This window comes from Paraburkholderia sp. J41, from assembly GCF_905220235.1.
Lineage (GTDB): Bacteria > Pseudomonadota > Gammaproteobacteria > Burkholderiales > Burkholderiaceae > Paraburkholderia.
Window position 1 is genome coordinate 234,749 of the sequence record NZ_CAJMZE010000008.1, and the last position, 23,390, is coordinate 258,138.

Genomic DNA, 23,390 nt, shown 5'->3' on the forward strand with positions numbered 1-23,390 from the left:
TCGGAACTGCCAAACTGCCTGGCCGCGGCTGGAGCCGGGCCGGTGAACCGCAGTGCAACCGCGAGAGGCGGAAGGTGCTGCCCGGCGCGCCGACGAACGTGTCGAACCCGCGCGGGCATCACGGCGGCGCATGCGGCCACAGGCGCCGCGCCGGGTGCAGGTCTTGCTAAGGAAGTCGCCGCCAAGGTGTTGCCTGAGCGCCGCCCGCGTGCGCCCCAAGCGCCCCCAAACGCCGCTGGGGCGTCACCGCGAGGGCGAAGGGACACGTCGCGGCAGGCGCGGGCGATCGGGTGCCGCCCTTCGTGCGTCCTTCGGCGTCATGCACATGGCCGGGGCGTGCTGCGCGCCGGGGCCGGTCTTGCGAGTCTCTTCCTTGCCGCCGCACGCCGCCCCCGTCAGCCGGCCGGGCGGGCCGAAAAAGGGGTGCGTGCTAACATTGCCTGTTATCCGATTCTGCTTTTCATCCCGTCATTCGATGTGCTTGCCATGAACTCCGAGACGTTATCCGCGCCCATGCCCCGCTCACTCGTGATCGCCTCGCGGGAGAGCCGCCTCGCGATGTGGCAGGCCGAGCATGTGCAAGCTGCGCTGCACAAATTATATCCATCCTGCGACGTCAGAATTATCGGAATGACGACGCGCGGCGATCAAATCCTCGATCGCACGCTTTCGAAGGTCGGCGGCAAGGGGCTTTTCGTGAAGGAACTGGAGCAGGCGCTCGCCGAAGGCCGCGCCGATCTCGCGGTGCATTCGCTCAAGGACGTGCCCATGGAACTGCCCGAAGGCTTCACGCTCACGGCCGTCATGGAGCGCGAGGACCCGCGCGACGCGTTAGTTTCGAACGACTACGATTCGCTCGCGGCGCTGCCCGCGGGCGCGGTGGTGGGCACGTCTAGCCTGCGCCGCGAGTCGATGATACGCGCGCGCTATCCGCATCTGGACGTCAAGCCCTTGCGCGGCAACCTCGACACGCGTCTGGCCAAGCTCGATCGCGGCGACTACGCGGCCATCATTCTCGCGGCGGCGGGCTTGAAGCGGCTCGGTCTCGGCGGACGCATCCGCGCGCTGCTGGAACCGGCCGACAGCCTGCCCGCGGCGGGACAAGGCGCGCTCGGCATCGAGATTCGCGCCGATCGCGCCGATCTCGCCGCGTGGCTCGCGCCGCTGCATCACGACGCCACCGCGAAGGCCGTGGAAGCCGAGCGCATGGTGTCGCGCGCGCTTGGCGGCAGTTGCACGGTGCCGCTGGCGGCCTACGCGCAGTGGTCGGGCGGACAGCTCGCGCTGCGCGGCACCATCGCCACGCCCGACGCCGTCCGCGTGCTGGCCGCGCAGGAAGCCGCGGCCGCGCACACGGTGGACGAAGCCGTGGCGCTCGGCCGCCGTGTCGCCGACGACCTGATCGCACAGGGCGCGCTCGAGATCGTGCGCGCGCTTGCCGAAGCCGCCGCCGACGGCCCGAACGTCGCGCCCGCCGGGTCGACCAAGGCGCCGGCGGGCGCAGCTTCGGGCGCAGCGGCCGCAGCGCATCCGGGCGGCGGCCCGGACTCCGAACGATGACAGGCCCCTGGCAGCCGCGCGCGGGCGGCAGGCGCCAGCCCGACGAGTGGGGCGGTCCCGCCGACGCCGCCGGGCGCGCGAGCGCGCCGTTCACGGTGGTCGTCACGCGCCCGGCGGGCCAGTCCGACGGGCTCGCCGCGCAACTCGCGCGGCACGGCGTCGAAACGCTCGACTTTCCGCTCATCGCCATTGCGCCGGTCGCGGACGAAGCGCCGCTGCGCGCGGCGCTCGGCGCGCTCGAACGCTATGCGTTCGTCGTGTTCGTGTCGCCGAACGCCGTCGACCGCGCGTTTGCGTGCTACGCGTCGATTTCGTCGATCTGGCCGCCCGCGCTGCCCGTGGCCGTGGTCGGTCCGGCCAGCGTCGCCGCGCTCGCGCGCCACGGCGTCGCGTCGCCCGGGCACAGCGTGATCAGCCCGGCGGGCCATGCCGACGAGGAACCGGCGCGGTTCGACTCCGAGTCGCTCTACGCGGCGCTCGAAGCGCATTTCGGCGAGAACGGTTTTGCCGACCGGCGCGTGCTGATCGTGCGCGGCGACGGCGGCCGCGAATGGCTCGCCGAACGCCTGCGCGAAGCGGGCGCCGAAGTGGAAACCGTGGCCGCCTACCGGCGCATCGTGCCCGAGCCGCCCATCGCGGCGTGGACGCGCGTGCATGCGCTGCTCGAGGGCGCGCCGCACGCGTGGCTCGTCACCAGCTCCGAAGGCGTGCGCAATCTCGACGAACTCGCGCGCGAGCATCTCACGGCGGGCGAAGTCGTCGAACTGCATCACGCGCCGCTCGTGGCGCCGCACCCGCGGATCGCCGAAACGGCGCGCTCAATGGGTTTTGATAGGATGACGGTGTCCGGCGCGGGCGACGAACGCATCGTCGAAGCGCTGCTGGGCCTCGCGTCTTCCGCAGTTCGTCCCACCGACCGTTCCGCTGTTCAACCGGTTCAGAACACTCCGGCCGAAACGCCGGCTCACTCTCGCATGACTGATTCGAACAATTCCAGCAGCACGACATCCTCAGGCGCCGTCACCGCGGGTTCGGGCGGCGCGTCAGCGTCGTCGTCCGGCAGCGCGGCCGGCGCTTCGGCGGGCTCGCCCCATGGCAGCGGCAACACCGCCGCGCGGCCGACGTATGCGTCGTCGGGCGCTTCCGCGAATGCCGCGCCGCCGCCGTCCGGCGCGCGGCGCGGCGGCGCGGGCACGGCCATCCTGTGGCTCGTCGTGGTGCTGATCGCGGCCGGCGCGGGCGCGGGCGGTTACGTCATCAACCGCAAGCTCGACCGGCTCGACGCCCAGCTCGTGCAGCGTCAGCAAGCCGCCGACCAGCAGACCGCCGCGTTGCGCGCGCGCGCCGATCAGGCCGCGCAGGGCGCGCAGCAGCTCGACAAGCAAATGGCGCAGCTCGAAGGCAAGATCGCCGACGCGCAAACCTCGCAGCAGGCGCTCGCCCAGCAATACGCCGATCTGGCGAAGAATCGCGACGACTGGTCGCTCGCCGAAGTCGGCCAGATGCTGTCCAGCGCGAGCGAGCAGCTCCAGCTCACGGGCAACACGCAGCTCGCGCTGTTCGCGCTGCAAAGTGCCGACACGCGTCTTGCCGCGTCCAGCGCGCCGCAGGCGCTCGCGGTGCGCAAGGCCATCGCGCAGGACATCGACAAGCTCAAGGCCGCGCCGTCCACCGACCTCACGGGCATGGCGATCAAGCTCGACACCGCGCTCGCGCAGATCGACTCGCTGCCGCTCGCGGGTGAAGCCCTCGTCGCGCACACGAAGCCCGAAGCCGCCGCGCCCGCCGATCTCACCAGAACGGCCGCCGCCAACCACGAGCCGAAGTGGCGTGCGTGGATCGACACCTTCGTGGCCGGCGTGGGCCGGCAGGTCGCCAGCCTCGTGCAGGTGCGCCGCATCGACAACGCCGACGCCATGCTCGTCTCGCCCGACCAGGGCTACTTCATGCGCGAGAACCTGAAGCTGCGGCTGCTTTCGGCGCGGCTTTCGCTGCTGTCGCGCAACGAGGCCACGCTCAAGTCCGACCTCGCGGCCGCCGACGCCACGCTCGCGCGCTACTTCGACGCCAACTCGAAGGACGTGCAAACCGTGCACGGCACGCTCAAGGACGTCGAGGCCGGCTCGGCCGCCGTCGCGCTGCCCACGCTCGACACGAGTTTGCAAGCGATCCAGCAATACCGGAGCCGGGGGTAAGCATGGCGATCCGTGGACTTCTCTGGCTCGCGCTCCTGTTCGTCGTCGCGGTCGCGCTCGCGACGGTTGGCCGCTTCGACGCCGGGCAGGTGCTGCTCGTCTATCCGCCGTATCGCGTGGATGTTTCGCTGAATCTGTTCGTGGTCGGCATCGTCGTGGCGTTCTTGCTGCTCTACGCGATGCTGCGTTTCGCGCGCAATATCGTGACGATGCCGCGCCGCGTCGCCGCGTATCGCGCGCGCATGCGCGGCGAAAAGGCGAATTCGGCGCTGCGCGACGCCGTGGGCAATCTCTACGCGGGCCGTTTCTCGCGCGCCGAAAAGGCCGCGCGCGACTCGCTCGCCGACGCGAGGAACAAGGGCGCCGCGGGCCTCATCGCCGCGAATGCCGCGCATCGTCTGCATGAATACGCGCGCCGCGACGAATGGCTCGCGCAGGTCGACGACACCGAACTCCAGGAAGCGCGCCTGATGGCAACGGCCGACATGCGCGCCGACGGCCGCGACGCCGACGGCGCGCTCGCCGCGCTCACCGAAATGCGCACCCAGGGCGGCCGCCGTATTCACGCGCAGCAGATCGCGCTGCGCGCGCAGCAGCAGCTCAAGAACTGGAGCGAAGTGCTCAAGCTCGTGAAGACGCTCGAAAAGCGCGAGGCGCTGCATCCGGCCGTGGCTGTGCGCCTGCGCCAGCTCGCGGCGGAAAACCTGCTGCGCGAGCGCCGTCACAACGCCGACGCGCTGCTCGAACTGTGGGGCGCGCTCTCGCCGGTCGAGCGCCATTCGCCGCGCCTGGCCGACTGCGCCGCCGAACTGCTGATCGCGCTCGACCGCCAGAGCGACGCGCGCAAGATCGTGGAGGAGGCGCTCGCGCAGAACTGGGACGCGCGCCTCTTGCGCCGCTACCCGGACACCGCGGGCGCCGACGCCCTGCCGCTCATCCAGAAGGCCGAAGCGTGGCGCAAGGAGCGGCCCGAGGACGGCGACCTGCTGTTCGCGCTCGGCCGCCTGTGCCTCAAGCAGCAGTTGTGGGGCAAGGCGCAGTCGTTCCTCGAAGCGGCGCTCAAGTCGGCGCAAGGCAGCGACAACGAGCCGCTCAAGATCCGCTCGCATCGCGCGCTCGCGCGCCTGCACGAGCAGCTCGGCGACGGCGAGAAAGCGGCTGCGCACTATCGGGAAAGCGCGCTGGCGATGAACGTGGTGTGATGCGCACATGGCGCACATGGCGCGCACGTCGCCATGAAAGACGGCCGCCTCACAGGGGCGGCCGTTTGCTTTTGGCGATCGTCTCGCCGCCGATGAAGTGCTTCGCGTCTTCCATGCATGCGCCTCGTAAAGTGGATGAAACGAGGGAAGGGAAAGGCAAAACGAAATCGGTTGGAATGCTACTAACGGCCGGTTGATGTGCCGGCGAGCGGTTGGTTAGCCGTTTGGCCGCGTGCCTGGGCGATCAGCCGGTAGGTCGATTAGGTGCTTAGCCGATAAGCCGATAAGCCCGGCGACAACCGCGCGCTGCCGCGCTCGCCGAGGGAGCCGGGCGCGGACCTCCGAGTGCGATGGTCCCGAGCATAACGGTCTGGCGAGACCGGCGCCATCGGCGTTTTCAGCACGTTCGGCATGTCCAGAACGTCCGGCATGTCCAGCACGTCCGGCGCGTCCAGAACGTCCAGAACGTCCAGAACGTCCGGCGCGTCCGGCGCGTCCAGCATGTCCAGCGCAATCGGCGCAATCGGCACAATCCGCACCGCCAACATGGTCAGCCCCAACGGCGCCGTCGGCCAATCGTTATCGCGCCGTTTCCCGCCGCCACGCGCGACTTCAGGAAACGTTTCAAAGGGCGCGATCCGCCGCCCAGAGCGCCTGCCGTCGCCGCCAGGCCGCCCTCGGGCAACGGATCGATTCGCCGGGAGCGCGCGGCCGATTGGCTATAATGGCGACCATTCCTTCCAACGTCCGGCTTCGCGCGCGGCAAGCCTTCAGGCGCGCGGCCGTCGGTTTTTACCTTCTCAACAGAGAGCGCTCATGAGCTTCGCAAACGTCCCCGCCGGCAAGGATCTGCCGCATGACTTCAACGTGATCATCGAGATTCCCGCGCAAAGCGATCCGGTGAAATACGAAGCCGACAAGGACCTGGGCTTGCTCGTCGTCGACCGTTTCGTCGGCACGGGCATGCGTTATCCCGTGAACTACGGCTTCATTCCGCAAACGCTCTCCGGCGACGGCGATCCTGTCGACGTGCTCGTGATCACGCCGTTTCCGCTGCTGGCCGGCTCGGTGGTGCGCTCGCGCGCGCTCGGCATGCTGCAAATGACCGACGAGTCGGGCGTGGACGCGAAGCTGATTGCCGTGCCGCACGACAAGGTGTGCCCGATGACGGCCAACATCAAGTCGCTCGACGACGTGCCGGAGTACCTCAAAGACCAGATCAAGCACTTCTTCGAGAACTACAAGGCGCTCGAAAAGGGCAAGTGGGTCAAGGTCGAAGGCTGGGTCGGCATCGAAGCCGCGCACAAGGAAATCACGGAAGGCGTCGCGAACGCGAAGAAGTAAGCCGTATTTCCAGGCTTTAAAAAAAACCGCACGCGCCGCGAGGCCGTGCGGTTTTTTTCATTGGGCTCATTCGAGCGACGCGTGCGAAGCGCGATCGTGCTAGGGCGTCTCAAGCGGCGTTTCGTTTCGGCGTTTCAATTCGGCGTTTCAGTTTGGCGTTTCGGTTCGGCGTTTCAATTCGACGTTTCAGGCGGGATCGGCATTTTCGCTTTCCGGCGTGATGCCCGATGCCGGCGCCGCCGCGCAGCCGCCGCCGGCTTCGACATCGACGACATCGACATCAAGCTCGGGTGCGGCGGGCAACACCGATTCGAGCGTGCGCGTGCCCGCCGCGAGCGCGCGCTTCTGGCGTGGCGTGAGGCGCTTGACCCAGTATTCGGCGCGCGACGCGCTGGCGCGGTCGGCCAGCTCGAACTGCGCGAGCACGCGCAGCGGCTTGCGCGAGCGCGTGTAGCGCGCGCCGGCGCCGCTCGCGTGCTGCGCGAAGCGCGCTTCGACATCGACGGCGATGCCGGTGTAGACGCTGCCGTCGGCGCATTCGAGCAGGTAGAGAAACCAGGGCATGACGGTTTGAAAGCGGGAAGATGTGAATGGGCGTGAGCGTGCCGCAGCGTCACCGGGTGTCCTACCAGTCACACCAGTCGCGCCGCGCGCTTAAGGCGTGCGGTGTGCGGCGTGCGGGCGTGTGGCAACGGGCGGCAGGAGCCGCAGTCGGCCTTCCGTCAGCGAAACGGATCGTGCTCGTTGAGTTCGTGTACGTAGGCGTGGATGTGATTCGTCTCGCTTTCGAGAAAGCGCGCCACGGCGTCGGCGAACGCGGGATGCGCGAGCCAATGCGCGGAGCGCGTCACCGTCGGCATGAAGCCGCGCGCCATCTTGTGCTCGCCCTGCGCGCCGCCTTCGAACACGTCGAGCTTTTCCTCGATGCAGAATTCGAGCGGCTGGTAGTACGCGGTCTCGAAGTGCAGGCAGGGTACGTGTTCGAGCGCGCCCCAATAGCGGCCGTAGAGCGTGCCGCCTTTGCCGTCGGCGCCGCGCTGCCAGACCACGAGCGAACTCGCGATGGGCTTGCCTTCGTATTCGGCGATCACGAGCAGCAGGTTCTCCGGCATCGTCGCGCCGATCATGCGAAAGAAGTCGAGATTCAGATACGGCGACGAAAAATGCTCGCGGTACGTCTGCCGATAACACTTGCTGAAGAAGCGCCATTCGGCGTCGCTGATGTCTTCGCCGCGCACGCGCCGCATCGTCACGCCCGCGTCGCGCACCTTGCGGCGCTCCGCGCGAATGTTCTTGCGCTTTTTCTGTTCGAGGGTCGCGAGAAAGTCGTCGAAGCTGCGGTAGCCGTCGTTGAGCCAGTGAAACTGCACGCCCTGGCGCTCCATCATGCCGAGGTCCGTCAGCGCGGCGGCGTCTTCCCCGGTCGGAAACAGCACGTGCAGCGAGGAAACGTCGGCTTGTTCCGCGAAGGCGAGCAGCGTGGCGGCGAGGTGACGGCGCGCGTGCGCGTCGGCCGCCATGAGGCGGGTGCCTTGCACGGGCGTGAAGGGCACGGCGCACAGCAGCTTCGGGTAATACTCGATGCCGTTGCGCTTGTAGGCGTCGGCCCATGCCCAGTCGAACACGTACTCGCCGTACGAGTGGCCCTTGAGATAGACCGGCGCGGCGGCGGCGAGCCGGCCCGTGCGTGTGTTCGTGAGCGTGACGAACTGCGCGCCCCAGCCCGCGTCGGGCGCGGCGCAGCGCGTGGCGTCGAGCGCCGCGAGAAATTCGTGGCGCAGGAACGGCGTGGGTTGCGTCTGGCTCGCGAGCAGCGCGTTCCATTCGGCGGCGTCGACCTCGGACGGTGAGGCGAGGATGCCCGTGCGATAATCGAAATGTTCCTGATTCATGCGTGCCCGTTGGCGTGAAAGCCGCGCACCGGCACCGGCCTGGTCGATGCGGCCGGGCGCCGGTCCTTGCGGCAAGCGGTCATGGTAAAGCAAACGCTTCGCGCGCGCCGTGCCGCGCCGCGCTTCAATCGACCCCGCGTCGCCTGGCCTTCGGCCGCCCGCCTCAACGTTATCGGTTAGCGATTATCGAAATGAAAGAGCGCTTCTTCAATCTCTATTCGCACGGCTTCGCGCGCGTGGCCGTGGGTGTGCCGCGCTGCCGCGTGGCCGATCCCGCCTTCAACGCCGGCGAAACGCTCGCCCTCGCGCGCGACGCGGCGGCGCGGGGCGCGGTGCTCGTGGCCTTTCCCGAACTCGGGCTGTCCGCTTATACCTGCGACGACCTGTTTCATCAGCAGGCGCTGCTCGACGCGTGCGAACGCGCGCTCGCGCAGATCGTCGAGGCTTCGGCGCAATTGCCGCTTGCGATGATCGTCGGCTTGCCGGTGCGCGTGGGCCATGCGCTGTTCAACTGCGCGGCCGTGGTGGCGGGCGGGCGTGTGGCCGGCGTCGTGCCGAAGAGTTATCTGCCGAATTACGGCGAGTTCTACGAAGCGCGCCAGTTCAGCCCCGCCGACTGCGCGAGCGTCGCCAGCGTGCGGCTCGCGGGCGCGCAAGCGCCGTTCGGCGCGGACCTGCTGTTCGACGTGCCGCAGGTCGCCGGTTTGCGCTTTCACGTGGAAATCTGCGAAGACGTCTGGGTGCCCATTCCGCCTTCGTCGTTCGCGGCGCTCGCGGGCGCTTCGGTGCTGGTGAATCTTTCGGCGTCGAACGTGGTGGTCGGCAAGGCCGGTTATCGCCGGCAACTGGTTTCGCAGCAGTCGGCGCGTTGCCTCGCCGCGTATCTCTACACCTCGGCGGGCAAGGGCGAATCGAGCACCGACATGGCGTGGGACGGCCAGGCGCTCGTGTGCGAGAACGGCGAACTGCTCGCGCAGTCCGAGCGTTTTCTCGACGACTCGCACATCATTTACGCCGATGTCGATGTCGCGCGCTTGCAGCAGGAGCGCATCCGGCAAACCACGTTCGGCGATTCGATCCGCCGTCACGCCGGCGAAATCGCGAAGTTTCGCGCGGTGACGTGCGAGCTGCCGCAAGACGGCGCGTGGACGCGCGAAACGCTGGCGCTCGCGCGCCGCGTCGAGCGTTTCCCCTACGTGCCCGCCGACCCGCAACGCCGCGACGAGCGTTGCAACGAGGTCTACAACATCCAGGTGCAGGCGCTCGTGCAGCGTTTGTCGCAAGCGGGCATCAAGAAGGTCGTGATCGGCGTCTCGGGCGGGCTCGATTCCACGCACGCGCTGCTGGTCTGCGCGAAGGCGATGGATCGTCTCAAGCTGCCGCGCGCCAATATTCTCGCGTACACCATGCCCGGTTTCGCGACGAGCGAGCGCACCTTGCGCCAGGCGCGCGCGCTGATGACGCTCGTCGGCTGCACGGCGCGCGAGATCGACATTCGCGAAAGCTGCCGCCAGATGCTCGCCGACCTCGGCCATCCCTATGCGCAAGGCGAGGAAGCCTACGACATCACGTTCGAGAACGTGCAGGCGGGCGAGCGCACGAATCACCTGTTCCGGCTCGCGAACTTCAATCACGCGATCGTGATCGGCACGGGCGATCTTTCCGAGCTGGCGCTCGGCTGGTGTACCTACGGCGTGGGCGATCACATGTCGCATTACAACGTGAACGCGAGCGTGCCGAAAACGCTCATCACGCATCTCGTGCGCTGGGTCGCGGAAACCGGCCAGATCGGCGAGCACGGCGCGGGCGGTGAGAGCGGTGAGAGCGGCCGCGACGTGCTCGAGGCGATTCTGGCCACCGACATCAGTCCGGAGCTGATTCCCGGCAAGTCGGACGGCGCGCCCGAGCAAAAGACCGAAAGCACGATCGGCCCGTACGAATTGCAGGACTTCAACCTCTACTACACGCTGCGTTTCGGGTTCGCGCCTTCGAAGGTCGCGTTTCTCGCGCGCCATGCGTGGGGCGACCGCGAGCAGGGCGCGTGGCCGGAGAACGCCAGGGTTGCACGCAACGAATACGATCTCGCGGCCATCAAGCGCAACCTGCGCATTTTCCTCGACCGCTTTTTCCGCCAGAGCCAGTTCAAGCGCAGTTGCATTCCGAACGCGCCGAAGGTGGGCTCGGGCGGCTCGCTTTCGCCGCGCGGCGACTGGCGCGCGCCCAGCGATTCGGAGTCGGCGGTGTGGCTCGCGGAACTCGACGGCGTGCCGGATCACGCGCCCGCGAATCAAGCCGCATAGCCTTCAGCGGCGGCCGGGCGGCCCGCGGCGTAAAATCGCATTACATCCTGAAATTTCGGCCAATTCCGATAAACCAGATTCACCTGATTACGAGACGAGGATCGCCATGAAACGCATTACTGCCGTCATTAAACCGTTCAAGCTCGACGAAGTGCGCGAGGCGCTTGCCGAAGTGGGTCTCACCGGCCTGACCGTTACCGAGGTCAAGGGCTTCGGCCGCCAGAAGGGCCACACCGAGCTGTATCGCGGCGCCGAATACGTGGTCGACTTTCTGCCGAAGGTGAAGATCGAAGTGGTGGTGGCGAACGAGCAGGCCGATCAGGTCATCGACGCGATCATCGGCGCGGCGCGCACCGGCAAGATCGGCGACGGCAAGATTTTCGTCACCGACGTCGAACGCGTGATCCGCATCCGCACGGGCGAAGAGAACGAAGCCGCGGTGTAAGCGGCGCGCACTCCGGCACCGCAAAACAAGAAGGACGGCGCAACGGCCGTCCTCGAATAAAAAACGGTGCGATATCCTTTCGGACACCGCACCGATACGCGCCTCTCGCAGCAGCGTGAAAACAGTGATGTAGCTGTTCTTGTCTACACCCGGTTCAAATTAGAACGAGTGCTGGATGCCGGCGTACACGCCCGACTGGCTGTGACCGACCAGCGGGTTGCCGGTCGAAGCCGACGTGCCGTAGTTGTTGGCGTTCAGGCCGAAGTTGGCCGACTTGCTGTTCTGCACCGTGGCGACCTGGAAGTCGAGCAGCGTGCGCTTCGACAGGTTGTACGAACCGCCAACCGTGTAGAGCGTGGCGTTGCCGCCGCCGTTGTTCGCGTTCACGTGGTAGGCCGCGGCAATCAGCGCCGCCGCCGGCGTCACTTGCCACGTCACGCCGCCCCATTCGTGGTCGAGCGTGGTCGGCTGGCCCGGCAACTGGCCGGTCATGCCCGACGAGCGCAGCGCTTCGTAGCCGCCCTGGATCTTGAACGGTCCGAGGAACACGTTGACCATGGCCATGTAGTCGCGACCGAACGCGAAGATGCCTTGGCCCGTGTTGCCGGCGTTCACGCCGGTCGGGTCGTACGCGCCGCCGAGCTGGCCGTTCGAGTTGCGGATTTCGTCGTACAGGCCGCGAATCTGGAACAGCGAGTTCGTGTAGGTGAGCTGGAGACCGTCTTCACGGCCGGCGTTCCATTGCGTCGAGTTCGAGAACGAGTACTGACCGTACACGTCGAAGCCGTACCAGTTCGGCGACTGGTACGAAATGTTGTTGCTCGATTGCGGCCAGTTACGACCACGCACCATCGAAGCCGACGACCAGTTCGACTGACCGAACGGGTCGAAGTCCCAAATGCCGTTCGAGATGAACAGTTCGCGGCCGAGCAGCAGCGTACCGAACTGGTCGTTGGCCATACCGACGGTTGCCCAGCGATTCCAGATCGAGCCGGCCGAGCCGAGCGAGCCGGTTGCCGTGCTGAAGCTGCCTTCGAGGTGGAACAGAACCTTGTTGCCACCGCCGATGTCTTCAACGCCCTTCATACCCCAGAGGCTGGTGCCCCAGTAGCCGCTTTCGAGCAGAACCTGGCTGGAACCATGGGTGGCCGCGCCGTTCGCGCCACCGCCTGCGCCAATGCCGTTCATGTAGGCAACACCCGCGTCGAGGCGGCCGTACAGCGTCACGCTGCTTTGCGCATGCGCGATCACGCCAGCCGACATCAATGCTGCGGCGAGCAAAGCTTTCTTCATCTTCTCCTCCATACCCTGTCAAGAGTCAACGTTCTTAGTACTGCGAAAGACGTTCGGGCGCCTCGGGCGCTGCGAACAGAAATTGTCGCGCCAGGGAGAATTACCCCGAGGATCGGCTTACGGGCTGCTGCCGCTGCACGACCTGGGTCGGTCGTCTTGCAGATCCCCTGGTTGACTGGCATCTCCCGTTCTTTTTGAAGTGAAACTACTTTTATCGAACTTTGTTTTGCTACTTTGGTTACTAATTTAGCAAAAAAGGTCCGCGCTGGCGAACTAATTCGCGCGGGTGCGCCGCGGTGTCGCCAAATTGCAATATGGACTTCCTGGATGGTGGTCAGACGGGGACTTCAAAGTGGCTGAAAGCCTTATGCGACAAGGGACTCACGTCGATCGCGCCCCTGAGTTCAGGATTGCCACTATTGACGGAAGAAAACGCGAGGAGTAATGCGAAAAGTGTCGTTTTTGACGGCAAAAAAGCGGCTTTTCGGGCCTCGGGAAGGCAAAAAGAAAAGGCGCTGAAAGCGCCTTGAAATACTACTTTTACTACATCCGTCAGAGCGGTCTGTAGTTTGTGACTTTTATTTGAGGCTGCCCGACAGAAACTGGCGCAGGCGCTCGCTTCTCGGGTTCGCAAAGACCTCCGCCGGCTGACCTTCCTCTTCCACGCGGCCTTGATGCAGGAACATCACATGGTTCGACACGTTGCGCGCGAAACCCATTTCGTGCGTGACGACGATCATCGTGCGGCCTTCCTCGGCGAGCTTTTGCATGACCTTGAGCACTTCGCCCACGAGTTCCGGGTCGAGCGCGGACGTCGGCTCGTCGAACAGCATCACGTCGGGATGCATCGCCAAGGCGCGCGCGATCGCCACGCGCTGCTGCTGGCCGCCCGAGAGATGCGAGGGATATTGCTTCTCCACGCGCGGCGCGAGACCCACTTTCTCCAGATACGTGCGCGCGCGTTCTTCGGCTTCCTTGCGCGGCAGGCCGAGCACGTGTACGGGCGACTCGATCACGTTTTCGAGCACGGTCATGTGCGACCACAGGTTGAAGTGCTGGAACACCATCGCGAGCTTGGTGCGCACGCGCTGAAGCTGCTTGACGTCGGCGGCTTGCAGCGCGCCCGTGCGCCGGTCGGTTTTGGTGATGACTTCCTCGCCGTCGACGAAAATGCGGCCCGCGTTCGGCTGCTCGAGGAAGTTAATGCAGCGCAGCATCGTGCTCTTGCCCGAGCCCGACGAACCGATCACGCTGATCACGTCGCCGGCGTTCGCCTTGAGCGAAACGCCTTTGAGGACTTCGTTGTCGCCGTACTTCTTGTGGATGTCGTCGACGAAAAGTTTCTGCTTCTGGGAATTCATCAATAGACCTCTTGCGGGCTCACTTGCCTTGCGGCCGCAGGTACGCGAGCCAGCGGCGCTCGGCCTGGCGGAACAGCCACACGAGCGTGAACGAAATGATCAGATACAGCACGGCGGCAATGCCGAACGCGCCGAACGACTGGTAGGTGGCCGAGTTCACGTCGCGCGCGATCTTCAGGATGTCGGGCACGGTGGCCGTGAACGCCACGGTCGTCGCGTGCAGCATCAGAATGACCTCGTTGCTGTAGTAGGGCAGCGCGCGGCGCAGCGCCGAAGGCAGGATCACGCGCCGGTACAGCGTGAACGGAGACATGCCGTAGGCGCGCGCCGCCTCGATCTCGCCGTAGGGCGTGGCCTTGATCGCGCCCGCGAAAATCTCGGTGGTGTAGGCGCAGGTGTTGAGCGTGAACGCGAGCAGCGTGCAGTTCATGCCGCTGCGGAAGAACAGGCTGGTGAGTTCGTGATTGCGGATGATGTCGAGGCTATAGAGGCCCGTGTAGCAGAGCAGCAACTGCACGTAGAGCGGCGTGCCGCGAAAGACGTACGTATACAGCCACACGAGGCCCGAGAGCCACTTCTTCTTCGAGACGCGCGCCACCGCGAGCGGCACCGAAAGGCAAAAGCCGAGCCCGATCGACACCACGAGCAGCCAGAGCGTGATGGCGACGCCCGTGAAGTGATAGCCGTCGGTGTAGAGATAGTTGCGCCAGTACTGCTGGATCAGATTGACAAGGTCTTGCATGGTCTTGGCCTCGCGCGATTCAGAGATCCGCCTTGCGCACTCCGGTGGAGTAGCGCTTGTCGAGATACATCAGCACGAAGTTCGAGACCGTGGTGATGACGAGATAGATCGCGCCGGCGAGCAGCGTGAAGAAGAAGAACCGCAGCGTGCCCTTGCCGGCGTCCTGGCTCGCCTTCACGACGTCGGCGAGACCGATGATCGAGACGAGCGCCGTGGACTTCACGAGCACCTGCCAGTTGTTGCCGATGCCGGGCAGCGCGAAGCGCATCATCTGCGGAAACATCACGCGCGTGAACACCTGCCAGTTGCTCATGCCGTACGCGTGGCCCGCTTCGAGCTGGCCGCGCGGCACCGCGAGAAATGCGCCGCGGAAGGTTTCGGTGAAGTACGCGCCGTAGATGAAGCCGAGCACGACCACGCCCGCGAGGAACGGATCGATGTCGATCTGGTCCCAGCCGAGCATGTCGGTGAGATCGTTCAGCCAGATCTGGATGCTGTAGAACAGCAGCAGCATCAGCACGAGATCGGGCACGCCGCGAATCAGCGTGGTGTAAAGCGTGCCCGCGCCGGAAGCGACGCGGTTGCGCGAGAGCTTCGCCGCCGCGCCGACCAGCCCGAGCACGAACGAGAGCGCGAGCGACAGCACGGCGAGCTTGACGGTCTGCCAGGTGCCGGCGAGGATCAGCGGGCCGTAGCCTTGAAGAAACATGGGCGAGTCCTTGACGAGGCGCTCCCGCGCTCCGCGAAAAGGCGCGGCATTGTCCTGCCGCGGTTCAAATCCGTTCATGCGCGCGCGGTTCGCGAAAACTCGCGCGCGGCCGATGCGTCGTGACGCTGCTTTTAATGCTGGCGGGGCGTTGCCGCCGCCGGTGTCTCCTGCGCGTATGCGTTCTTGTCGTCCTGCTTGTCTGCTTGTTTGGCTGCTGGTTTGTCTGCTGGTTTGCCGGTTTGTGCGCCGGTTTGTTTGCCGCGGTAAATGTCGAAGTCGAAGTACCGCTTCGCGATGCGCTCGAACGTGCCGTCCGCGTGAATCGAAGCGAGCGCGGCATCGAACTTCGCCTTGAGGTCGGCGTCCTGCTTGCGCAGGCCGATCGCGGTGCCGTCGCCGATCGTCGCCGGATCGTCCACTTCGGGGCCGGCCCACGCGAAGCCCTTGCCGCGCGGCGTCTTGAGGAAGCCGTAATCGGCTTGCACCTCGTCTTGCAGCGTGGCGTCCAGCCGCCCCGCGACCAGGTCCTGATACACCTGGTCCTGATTCTGGTACGAGACCACGTTCACGCCCCGCGGCGCCCAATGCGCCTTCGCATACGCTTCCTGGGTCGAACCCTGCTCGACGCCCACGTTCTTGCCCCGAAGCGAAGCCGGCGTCGGCAGAAGCGGCGAGCCTGCGCGCGCGAGCATGCGGGCCGGCGCATCGAACATCTTGTCGGAGAAGTCGATCTGCTGGCGGCGCGCCGGCGTGATCGTGAGCGACGAGACGATCGCGTCGAACTTGCGCGCCTTCAACGCGGCGACGATGCCGTCGAGATCGCTTTCGACCCAGACGCACTGCACGTTCATGCGCGCGCAGAGCGCTTTCGTGAGGTCGACGTCGAAGCCGACGATGCGGCCGTCGCGCGCCTTCGACTCGAACGGCGGATAGCTCGCGTCCACGCCGATGCGCACGGTTTTCCAGTCCTTCGCGGCAGCGCCGCCCGCCAACAGGGCAAGCGCCACGCACACTGCAAACTTCTTCATCTTTCTCCTGTCGGGCCAAAGTGGGTGCTTCGGCACCGGGGCGAGCCGGTCCGGTTCGTGGCCGGTGGCCGCCATTCTAGGCGATCAAAAATGCGGGTCGGAGGGCGGAAAACGCCAGGCGCCGCACGGCGCGAAACGTGTCCAGAACGCGCATCGCGCCCCAGCCGCGTGCCGCCGGCCGGGCCGCATGCCCGCCCGCGTACGCTCGCTGGCCGAAAAGCGCGGTATTTTACCCGAAGCGCAAGGCCGCGCCAGTCCGGCGCAAGCCGCGTTGCGCGCGCAGCGCATTGATGTTGCTGATGAAACGATGCGGTGCGCCGGCGCCCGGTTGTGCGCGCGCGCCGCCGCCCTTACCTTCGAGCATCGACATGACCGACCGGAGAATCCCATGCTTGCCATCCGACGCGCCGACGAACGCGGCCACGCCAACCACGGTTGGCTCGACAGCTTCCATAGCTTTTCGTTTGCCGATTATTTCGACGAAGCGCATGTCCACTACGGCGCGCTGCGCGTGCTCAACGACGACCGCATCGCGGGCGGCGGCGGCTTCGGCGCGCACGGCCACCGCGACATGGAAATCGTCACTTACGTGCTCGACGGCGCGCTCGCGCACCGCGACAGCATGGGCAACGGCTCGACGATCCGCCCCGGCGACGTGCAGCGCATGAGCGCGGGCACGGGCGTCATGCACAGCGAATTCAACGCCTCGAAGGAAGCGCAGGTGCATCTGCTGCAAATCTGGCTGCTGCCGCGCGAGCGGGGCGGGGCGCCCGGCTACGAGGAAAAGCGTTTCGACGACGCCGGCAAGCGCGGGCAATTGCGCCTCATCGCTTCGCCCGACGGCCGCGACGGGTCCGTGACGGTGCAGTCGGACGCCTCGATTCACGCGGCGCTCGTCGACGGCGGCGAGCGCGTGGATTACGCCGTGCCGGCCGGGCGGCGCGTGTATGTGCATGTGGCGCGCGGTGCGCTGGAAGTGAACGGCCAACGCCTCGCGGCCGGCGACGCCGCCATGATCGAAGCCGAGGCGAGCGTGACGCTCGCGCAAGGCGAGGCGGCGGAAGTGCTGCTGTTCGATGTGGCCTGATCGAACGGCAGGGAGACGATGAAACCGGAAAGCGCCGCGGAACCGGAAGTTCCGCGGCGCTCGATGTTGGCCGACGCGATTGGCCGACCGATTGGTCAACCACGATTGGTCAACCCGATTGGCCGGCCCGGCTCAAGCAGCGAGGCCGGACCGGTTTCAGGCGCTTACTGCGCCGCCGGGGCGGAAGCGGCGCCCTTGTGGTGATGCTCCCAGCGCTCGCGCATCTTCTCGTGGCGCTGTTCCATCTTCGCGAAACGCTCCTTGAGCGCCGTGCTCACGGTCGTCTTCTGCTGGTCGTTCAGGCCGTTGTAGAAGTCGAGCCATGCCTGCTCGGTCTGCTCGCGCAACTGATGGTTCTGCTGCTCGGCCTGCTCGCGCGCCGCGTGCATGGCATTCAGATCGAGGATCGGCTGATTCTTCATCGAATCGAACTGCTGCTTCATCTGCTCGTGGCTCTTGCGCATGGCTTCGCCGTTCTGCTTCATCGTGTCGAGCGCGGCCTGCCACTGCTTTTCCTGCGCCGCGTTCAGGTTCAGCTTGTCGTGCAGTTTCTTGAAGCCGAACATGAAGCCGGGACCGCCGTGCGGGCCGTGCATCATGCCGGGGCCGCCGGGGGGCGGCGGCATCTGGGCGTCGGCGGCGCTGGCGACGCCCACGGTGAGCGCGAGCGAAGCCGCCGCAATGGCGAGAAGGCGCGAAGTCGTCTTGTACATGGTGATGCTCCTGACAAATCCATGAGGGTTTTATCCGGTCTGTCGCGACGCCGTGCAAGAACTCGGCCGCAACCGGTGTCCCTAGCGTATCGGCCACTCCGCGCTCTCGTGTTACGCGGGGCGCGCGGGTCATTACACGACATTACGCACGGCTTTCGTAGTAACACCTGGTAACCCTGGACGCGCCGCTGTAAGCAAACGGTCTGCTCGCGCGCGTTACACTTCGCTCCATGGCTACTCAAATTCTGGTCGTCGACGACGACCTCGAACTACGCGACCTTCTGCGCGACTATCTGGCGCGCCAAGGCATGGAAGTGTCGGTGCTGCACGACGCGGGCTCGCTGGAACGGCGGCTCGAGCGCGAGCGTCCCGACCTGATCGTGCTCGACCTCATGATGCCGGGCGTGGACGGCCTGACGGCGCTGCGCAAGCTGCGCGCGTCCGGCGACGACATTCCCGTCATCATGCTCACCGCGCGCGCCGACGACGTGGACCGCATCGTCGGCCTCGAACTGGGCGCGGACGACTACCTCGGCAAGCCGTTCAATCCGCGCGAGCTGCTGGCGCGCGTGCAGGCGGTGCTGCGCCGCCGCCGCACGGTGCCCTCGGCGGCGGCGCCCGAGCAGCGCGAGCCTTATACGTTCGGCCGCTTCACGCTCGACTTCCAGTCGCGCACGCTCCAGCAGGAAGGCAAGCCCATCATGCTGTCGGGCAGCGAGTTCGCGCTCCTGAAGATTTTCGTCAATCACCCCATGCGCACGCTCACGCGCGAGCGCCTGCTGGAACTGCTGCACGGCCCCGAATACGACGGCACCGACCGCGGCATCGACGTTCAGGTGTGGCGCCTGCGGCGCATTCTGGAAAGCGACCCGTCCACGCCGCGCTTCATCCAGACGGTGCGCGGCCGCGGCTACGTGTTCGTGCCCGACGGGGAGCAGGGCAATCATGCGCCGGCCGGTTGATTCGCTGTTCGGGCGGCTTGCGCTGCTGTTCGTCGGCGTTCTGCTGATCTCGCACGTCGCCTGGTTTTCGCTGATCCGGCTCGAACACAACCAGATGCAAACGCGCTACGCGGTCGAGGAAGCCACGTTCCTCGTCGACGCGGTGCGTCAGCACATCCAGCGCGAGCCCGACCAGCCGCTGCCCTCGCGCGTGCAACTCGTCGATCCTTCGAGCCCCGAGGTGCCGGTTCAGCGCGCGACGCTGCCGGAGCCGCTGGTGCGTTTCATCGACGACGTGCGCGATCGCATGCTGCCGGGCACCGACGTGCGCATCGGTCCGCCGGGGCGGCCGCCCACGCTGTGGGTGCGCGCGCCGCAGGACGCGCGCTGGATCGTGGTGCCGGTTCAGCCGCTGCGCCCCATGCGTCCGCTCGACCGGCTGATTCCGTGGTTCGTCATCATTTTCTCGGCGGCGCTCATCGCGGCGCTCGTGGCCGCGTGGATGCTTCAGCAGCCGCTGCGCTTGCTGGCCCAGGCCGTGGGGCGCTTCGGCCGCGGCCAGCCGGTGCCGCCCGTGCCCGAGCGCGGGCCGCGCGAATTGCGCCAGCTCACGCGCGGCTTCAACACCATGGTGACGGAAGTCGAGCGCACCGAAAAAGACCGCGCGGTCATGCTGGCGGGCGTCGCGCACGACCTCAAGACGCCGCTCGCGCGGCTGCGTCTGCGCGCCGAGATGATGGAAGATGTGAAGACGCGCGACGGCGTGGTGCGCGACGTGGAGTCGATGGCGCATATCGTCGACCAGTTTCTGGTGTTCGCGCACGACGGCGCGGACGGCAGCGAGCCCGTTGAAGTCGACGAACAGTGCGAGCGCATCGCGCGCAACTATCGCTCGAATCTGGCCACGATGGGCGTGGAAGCCATGACGATCGAAACGCGTCTGCACGCCGGCGCCGATTTCCGCTTGCCGGCGGCTACGCTGGAACGCCTCGTGTCCAACCTGCTCGACAATGCTCACGCCTACGGCGCGCCGCCCGTCGTCATCGAAAGCTCGCGCGGTGCGCAGGGCTTCACGCTCACCGTGCGCGACCACGGCAAGGGCATTTCCGATCAGGATCTCGTGCAGGCGAGCCGGCCGTTCGTGCGGCTCGATCCGGCGCGCGGCGGCAACGGCCATAGCGGGCTCGGGCTGGCGATCGTCGAGCGGCTCGTGCGTCGCGCGGGCGGCGAACTCAAGATCGGCAATGGGGAAAGCGGCGGTCTTGCCGTGAAAATGACGTTCGCGTTCGACGTGGTCGCGCGCAATATTTCCGAGGCCGCGCAGGCCTGGCAGTGACCTCGCGGTGATCTCATAGTGATCTCGCAGTGACGCCCGGCGAACGAGCCGGTGCGAGTCCCGCGCTGCAACGGCGGGGCAAGAATGCGAGGGAAGTCGGGCGAAAACCGGTAGAAACGGGGCGGGCGCGGGGCGAGGCAAAGCCTCTGTGCGCCGCCCCGGCATAGCCCGCGCGATAGCCGGACCGCACCTGAAATCACGGGCCGGTCAGACCGATCGGGCGAATCGGACCGATCGGGCTAATCGGATGAATCAGATCAATCAGGCAAATCAGGCCGAAAAGAGCGTGTCGAGCGCGGCGGCGGCTTCGCTGTCCACGGTGTTGTAGGTCACGCTGCCGGCTTCGAAGATGTAATGCGTCGTGTACTTGCCGAGGCGGGCAAGAATCTCTTCCTGAATCAACTCGGGCGCGGCGTCGAGTTTCAGGTACCAGGCGGTCGATGACAGGCGCGTCTGAAACGCGCCGTATTCGACCATCAGCTGGTCGAACGCGAGCGCATCCTGATCGCGGCAGACAATGACCAGATTTCCCTTCATGCATGCCTCCAGATATGAGCGGTACACCGATATGGCGCGGTTTCGTTCATGCGTGCCGCATGGCGCGGCGCGCACCGTCTGCCCCATGATACCGCGCCCGGTGCGATGCCCCGCGCCGAGGATTGCAAACCGGAGGAACCGGCCGCGCGGCGCTCGCGCGAGTTACCAGGTCGGCGCGGCCGCGCGCGGCGGCACGACGCCTTCGGCCGTCATCGCTTCGCAGCGGTCGCGACCGCCGGCCTTGGCCATGTAGAGCGCGAGGTCGGCGCGGCTCATCAGCCGTTCGGGCTGGTCCTGCACGGCCGCGAGTTCGGTGATGCCGATGCTCACGCTCAGGCCCGCGTCGGCGGGCAGCTCGGTGCACACGCGCCGCGACACCTGCTCGCGCAGGCGCTCGATCACGGCGCGGCCCGTTGCGAGCGAGGTGCTGGGCAGCAGAATGCCGAATTCCTCGCCGCCGAGCCGGCCCACGGCGTCGTCGGCGCGCAGCTCGTCGCGGCAGGTTTCCACGAAATGCTGAAGCGCGCGGTCGCCGGCCGGGTGGCCGAAGCGGTCGTTGATCTGCTTGAAGTAGTCGAGATCGGCGATGGCCATGCACAGCGGCGCGTGCGCGGCATAAGCGGCGTCGATCTCGCGGCGCAGCAGATCGAGGAAATAGCGGCGCGAGAGCGCGCCCGTGAGCGCGTCGTGGCGCGCCTCGGCGGCGAGCAGCGCGTTGGCCGCCTGCAACTGCCCGGCGAGGTCGCGGCTCGCGCGGTGCAGGCGCCTTTCGCGCACCCACGACACCGTGATCACGGCCGCGAGCGCGGTGATGCCGGCCAGCGTCAGGAAGATCAGCAGGCGGTCGCGGTGATGGTTGGCGATCAGCTCGGGCCAGGTGTTGAGCGGATCGACGAGATGCGCGGAGAGCCCCGAATTGAGCCCGCCACGTTCCTCGTAGAGCGCGGGCCCTTGCTGGCCGGGCAGATCGACCATGCGCGCGGCTTCGGCGGACGGCATCCACGGCGCCTCGCTGGTAGCCGCCTGCGCGGCCGGGCGCAGCGCCAGCTCCGAGAAACGCTCGCGCAGATAGGTGTTCACGCGATCCACGGCATTCATCTCGGCGACGTGCGAGCCCGGCATCGCGAAACCTTCCAGCGCGCTGTCGTGAGCCATGATGATGACGCCGTTGTTGTCGGCGACGAAGGTGCCCGGATGCGCGACCCAGTGGCGCAGCCGCGCGATGCCGACCTTGGCGACCACGGCGCCCACCAGCAGGCCGTTGTCGTAGGCGGGCGCGGCCACGAAGATGCCCGGCTCGCCGCTTGCGTTGCCCACGCCGTAATTTTCGGAGAACGCGCCGAGCAGCGTTTCGTTCAGATAGGCGCGCGGCCGCATGTCGATGCCGACGTAGGAGATTTTTTCGAGCGCGTTGCTGGACGCGATGCAGATGCCGTTGGCGTTGACGAGCCAGATGGCGTCGAGGCCCGAAAAGCCTTGCGCGTCGTGGAGAAAGCGGTTGACGGCGGCGAGGTCGGGCACGGCCTGCAACGCGTTGCGCCGCGCCAGTTCCGTCGACTCGCGCGAGGCGGCATAATGCCCGGCCTCGGTGAGCGCCTGCTGGACGACGCGCGTTTCGGCCATCGTCGCGGGAATGGCGCGCGACATCGCCAGATCGCTCGCGATCACCTCGGCCATGTTGTCGACGACCGAGCGCGTGATCTGGCGCTGCGCGCCGAGCGCGGCCTCCAGTTCCTGGCGCACCATGCGATCGGCGATCCAGCCCGCCACGATCCAGCAGACGAGCGTGACCACCACGACCCCGATGGGTCCGGCTGCCTGACGCAAAAGTCTCCTGTTCATCGGCCTTCTGATTCGTGAATGGGCGTTAGCTGGACGCTGACATCGCGCGGCATTGGCGCTGGGTTGGCAAGGAGGCAAGGGGCAACGCCCGGGCGTGGCCGTGCCGGAAACGGCGCGTGACGATTTTACCCCTCGAACGGCGCGGACGATCCTGCGCCGATGCTGCGCGAACGCACGAAGCGGTAACGCGAAAGCGGGCGGCGGGGCGTAGGCGGATTGCTGGCGGGTTGTCGGAAAGCGCCTGCGCGCGGCGGCGCGCGGTTTTTACGGGGTCAGGCAAGCGCAAACGGGCAAGCAAACGGGCAAGCGGGCCGGGGCGTTCGCGTGGCGGCGCGGCGCGCGAGGTGTGGCGTGCGCGCGACGCCTCGCGGCCCGAACGCGCAAGAACGAGTCGCGCGCGTCATCAGGTTGTCACCGTTGCGTCATCACGATGATCGAACGCGGGACGTGCAAGAGATGTGGAAGAGGCGCGCGCGAGGTGCGTGGCGGCGCATTTCGCAGGTTGCAGGAAGCCATGCGAAAGCGGCTCGAAAGCCCACGCGACGGGGTCTTGCCGCCCGCGCCGCGCGGTTCCTTCGCGTTGGCGCAACGCGGTTGCTGCTGTCACGAAGGTTGTAGTAGTGTCATGCCGCTTTCACCCGCTTTTCACATCACGCAAGCCTGTAGGAGCGAGCGGCGACCGCGGGGTTGCCGCCGCGTCGTCAACGCCCAACGAACTTCGAGCCTATGCGTCTTGCCTTTTCCGCTTCGTTCTCGTTTCCGGTTTCGTTCGCGTCTCCGGTTTCGCATCCGGCCGGTTCGGCGTGCGCTACCGCGCGCCGGTTCGCGCATGCCGCGGCGGAGGGCGTCTGATGGACTTCGGC

Annotated in this window: 19 protein-coding genes and 2 pseudogenes; 10 read left to right on the top strand and 11 right to left on the bottom strand. The window is 66.7% G+C overall.

What is annotated here, in order from left to right; translation table 11 throughout:
• Positions 1–486: 486 nt before the first annotated feature.
• Genes hemC through U5805_RS11240 form a run of 3 tightly spaced genes read left to right on the top strand, consistent with a single transcriptional unit; the run spans position 487 to position 4,957 of the window.
• Entirely contained in the window at positions 487–1,560 is a 1,074-nt protein-coding gene (hemC, locus tag U5805_RS11230; protein WP_322103544.1) for a hydroxymethylbilane synthase, read from the top strand.
• A complete protein-coding gene (hemDX, locus tag U5805_RS11235; protein WP_322103545.1) occupies positions 1,557–3,755 on the top strand; it encodes a fused uroporphyrinogen-III synthase HemD/membrane protein HemX in 2,199 nt (732 codons plus the stop codon). The genes hemC and hemDX overlap by 4 nt, the downstream gene beginning before the upstream one ends.
• Positions 3,756–3,757: 2 nt before the next feature.
• Positions 3,758–4,957 carry a heme biosynthesis protein HemY gene (locus U5805_RS11240; RefSeq protein ID WP_322103546.1) on the top strand — a complete coding sequence of 400 codons (1,200 nt, stop codon included), beginning with the start codon at positions 3,758–3,760 and terminating at the stop codon, positions 4,955–4,957.
• A 260-nt stretch (positions 4,958–5,217) separates the two neighbouring features.
• Here U5805_RS11240 and U5805_RS11245 read toward each other — a convergent pair whose 3' ends face one another.
• Entirely contained in the window at positions 5,218–5,517 is a 300-nt protein-coding gene (locus tag U5805_RS11245; protein WP_322103547.1) for a hypothetical protein, read from the bottom strand.
• Positions 5,518–5,773: 256 nt separating this feature from the next.
• Here U5805_RS11245 and ppa point away from each other — a divergent pair, with 256 nt between their 5' ends.
• The gene (gene ppa, locus U5805_RS11250) at positions 5,774–6,301 is read left to right on the top strand and encodes an inorganic diphosphatase (protein ID WP_322103548.1); all 528 of its coding nucleotides are present in this window, start codon (positions 5,774–5,776) and stop codon (positions 6,299–6,301) included.
• A gap of 225 nt (positions 6,302–6,526) precedes the next feature.
• Here ppa and U5805_RS11255 read toward each other — a convergent pair.
• Positions 6,527–6,865 (bottom strand): annotated as a pseudogene (locus U5805_RS11255) (GIY-YIG nuclease family protein); the annotation flags it as partial.
• A 158-nt stretch (positions 6,866–7,023) separates the two neighbouring features.
• On the bottom strand, positions 7,024–8,193 hold the full coding sequence (locus U5805_RS11260; RefSeq protein ID WP_322103549.1) for a GNAT family N-acetyltransferase: 1,170 nt from the start codon (positions 8,191–8,193) through the stop codon (positions 7,024–7,026).
• Positions 8,194–8,384: 191 nt separating this feature from the next.
• On the opposite strand from U5805_RS11260, the gene U5805_RS11265 reads away from it, so the two are divergent.
• Together U5805_RS11265 and U5805_RS11270 are read left to right on the top strand one after the other, a co-directional pair.
• On the top strand, positions 8,385–10,493 hold the full coding sequence (locus tag U5805_RS11265; RefSeq protein ID WP_322103550.1) for an NAD(+) synthase: 2,109 nt from the start codon (positions 8,385–8,387) through the stop codon (positions 10,491–10,493).
• A gap of 106 nt (positions 10,494–10,599) precedes the next feature.
• Positions 10,600–10,938, top strand: coding sequence for a P-II family nitrogen regulator (locus U5805_RS11270; protein WP_322103551.1), 339 nt, complete (start codon positions 10,600–10,602; stop codon positions 10,936–10,938).
• A 159-nt stretch (positions 10,939–11,097) separates the two neighbouring features.
• On the opposite strand, the gene U5805_RS11275 is transcribed toward U5805_RS11270, so the two are convergent.
• Positions 11,098–12,231: a porin gene (locus U5805_RS11275; protein WP_322103552.1), complete on the bottom strand. Its 1,134-nt coding sequence runs from the start codon at positions 12,229–12,231 to the stop codon at positions 11,098–11,100.
• A gap of 314 nt (positions 12,232–12,545) precedes the next feature.
• Here U5805_RS11275 and U5805_RS11280 point away from each other — a divergent pair, with 314 nt between their 5' ends.
• Positions 12,546–12,761, top strand: a complete 216-nt coding sequence (locus tag U5805_RS11280; RefSeq protein WP_322103553.1) for a hypothetical protein — start codon at positions 12,546–12,548, stop codon at positions 12,759–12,761.
• Between the two features lie 48 nt (positions 12,762–12,809).
• On the opposite strand, the gene U5805_RS11285 is transcribed toward U5805_RS11280, so the two are convergent.
• The 4 genes and pseudogenes from U5805_RS11285 to U5805_RS11300 form a co-directional block, all read right to left on the bottom strand.
• Complete coding sequence (locus tag U5805_RS11285) at positions 12,810–13,592, bottom strand: ABC transporter ATP-binding protein (RefSeq protein ID WP_322103554.1); 783 nt, start codon at positions 13,590–13,592, stop codon at positions 12,810–12,812.
• Positions 13,593–13,611: 19 nt separating this feature from the next.
• Positions 13,612–14,334: an ABC transporter permease gene (locus U5805_RS11290; protein WP_322103555.1), complete on the bottom strand. Its 723-nt coding sequence runs from the start codon at positions 14,332–14,334 to the stop codon at positions 13,612–13,614.
• A gap of 19 nt (positions 14,335–14,353) precedes the next feature.
• Complete coding sequence (locus U5805_RS11295; protein ID WP_322103556.1) at positions 14,354–15,043, bottom strand: histidine ABC transporter permease HisQ; 690 nt, start codon at positions 15,041–15,043, stop codon at positions 14,354–14,356.
• A gap of 254 nt (positions 15,044–15,297) precedes the next feature.
• Positions 15,298–16,071 (bottom strand): annotated as a pseudogene (locus U5805_RS11300) (ABC transporter substrate-binding protein); the annotation flags it as partial.
• Between the two features lie 388 nt (positions 16,072–16,459).
• Between U5805_RS11300 and U5805_RS11305 the strand changes: the two are divergent.
• Complete coding sequence (locus U5805_RS11305; protein ID WP_322103557.1) at positions 16,460–17,158, top strand: pirin family protein; 699 nt, start codon at positions 16,460–16,462, stop codon at positions 17,156–17,158.
• Between the two features lie 164 nt (positions 17,159–17,322).
• On the opposite strand, the gene U5805_RS11310 is transcribed toward U5805_RS11305, so the two are convergent.
• Positions 17,323–17,871: a periplasmic heavy metal sensor gene (locus tag U5805_RS11310; protein ID WP_322103558.1), complete on the bottom strand. Its 549-nt coding sequence runs from the start codon at positions 17,869–17,871 to the stop codon at positions 17,323–17,325.
• A 230-nt stretch (positions 17,872–18,101) separates the two neighbouring features.
• Between U5805_RS11310 and U5805_RS11315 the strand changes: the two genes are divergently transcribed.
• Positions 18,102–18,833: a response regulator gene (locus tag U5805_RS11315; protein ID WP_322103559.1), complete on the top strand. Its 732-nt coding sequence runs from the start codon at positions 18,102–18,104 to the stop codon at positions 18,831–18,833.
• On the top strand, positions 18,817–20,148 hold the full coding sequence (locus tag U5805_RS11320; protein ID WP_322103560.1) for an ATP-binding protein: 1,332 nt from the start codon (positions 18,817–18,819) through the stop codon (positions 20,146–20,148). The genes U5805_RS11315 and U5805_RS11320 overlap by 17 nt, the downstream gene beginning before the upstream one ends.
• 270 nt (positions 20,149–20,418) lie before the next feature.
• Here the strand turns inward: U5805_RS11320 and U5805_RS11325 are convergent, their stop codons facing one another.
• Both U5805_RS11325 and U5805_RS11330 read right to left on the bottom strand, forming a co-directional pair.
• Complete coding sequence (locus U5805_RS11325) at positions 20,419–20,685, bottom strand: hypothetical protein (RefSeq protein ID WP_322103561.1); 267 nt, start codon at positions 20,683–20,685, stop codon at positions 20,419–20,421.
• A 162-nt stretch (positions 20,686–20,847) separates the two neighbouring features.
• The gene (locus tag U5805_RS11330; RefSeq protein WP_322103562.1) at positions 20,848–22,527 is read right to left on the bottom strand and encodes a diguanylate cyclase; all 1,680 of its coding nucleotides are present in this window, start codon (positions 22,525–22,527) and stop codon (positions 20,848–20,850) included.
• Positions 22,528–23,390: the final 863 nt, after the last annotated feature.

Excerpts from the sequence above, each read along its gene's own strand:
- hemC (WP_322103544.1), top strand. The coding sequence starts at position 487 with ATGAACTCCGAGACGTTATCCGCGCCCATGCCCCGCTCACTCGTGATC.
- hemDX (WP_322103545.1), top strand. The coding sequence starts at position 1,557 with ATGACAGGCCCCTGGCAGCCGCGCGCGGGCGGCAGGCGCCAGCCCGAC.
- U5805_RS11240 (WP_322103546.1), top strand. The coding sequence starts at position 3,758 with ATGGCGATCCGTGGACTTCTCTGGCTCGCGCTCCTGTTCGTCGTCGCG.
- ppa (WP_322103548.1), top strand. The coding sequence starts at position 5,774 with ATGAGCTTCGCAAACGTCCCCGCCGGCAAGGATCTGCCGCATGACTTC.
- U5805_RS11260 (WP_322103549.1), bottom strand. The coding sequence starts at position 8,193 with ATGAATCAGGAACATTTCGATTATCGCACGGGCATCCTCGCCTCACCG.
- U5805_RS11265 (WP_322103550.1), top strand. The coding sequence starts at position 8,385 with ATGAAAGAGCGCTTCTTCAATCTCTATTCGCACGGCTTCGCGCGCGTG.
- U5805_RS11270 (WP_322103551.1), top strand. The coding sequence starts at position 10,600 with ATGAAACGCATTACTGCCGTCATTAAACCGTTCAAGCTCGACGAAGTG.
- U5805_RS11275 (WP_322103552.1), bottom strand. The coding sequence starts at position 12,231 with ATGAAGAAAGCTTTGCTCGCCGCAGCATTGATGTCGGCTGGCGTGATC.
- U5805_RS11280 (WP_322103553.1), top strand. The coding sequence starts at position 12,546 with ATGGACTTCCTGGATGGTGGTCAGACGGGGACTTCAAAGTGGCTGAAA.
- U5805_RS11285 (WP_322103554.1), bottom strand. The coding sequence starts at position 13,592 with ATGAATTCCCAGAAGCAGAAACTTTTCGTCGACGACATCCACAAGAAG.
- U5805_RS11290 (WP_322103555.1), bottom strand. The coding sequence starts at position 14,334 with ATGCAAGACCTTGTCAATCTGATCCAGCAGTACTGGCGCAACTATCTC.
- U5805_RS11295 (WP_322103556.1), bottom strand. The coding sequence starts at position 15,043 with ATGTTTCTTCAAGGCTACGGCCCGCTGATCCTCGCCGGCACCTGGCAG.
- U5805_RS11305 (WP_322103557.1), top strand. The coding sequence starts at position 16,460 with ATGCTTGCCATCCGACGCGCCGACGAACGCGGCCACGCCAACCACGGT.
- U5805_RS11310 (WP_322103558.1), bottom strand. The coding sequence starts at position 17,871 with ATGTACAAGACGACTTCGCGCCTTCTCGCCATTGCGGCGGCTTCGCTC.
- U5805_RS11315 (WP_322103559.1), top strand. The coding sequence starts at position 18,102 with ATGGCTACTCAAATTCTGGTCGTCGACGACGACCTCGAACTACGCGAC.
- U5805_RS11320 (WP_322103560.1), top strand. The coding sequence starts at position 18,817 with ATGCGCCGGCCGGTTGATTCGCTGTTCGGGCGGCTTGCGCTGCTGTTC.
- U5805_RS11325 (WP_322103561.1), bottom strand. The coding sequence starts at position 20,685 with ATGAAGGGAAATCTGGTCATTGTCTGCCGCGATCAGGATGCGCTCGCG.
- U5805_RS11330 (WP_322103562.1), bottom strand. The coding sequence starts at position 22,527 with ATGAACAGGAGACTTTTGCGTCAGGCAGCCGGACCCATCGGGGTCGTG.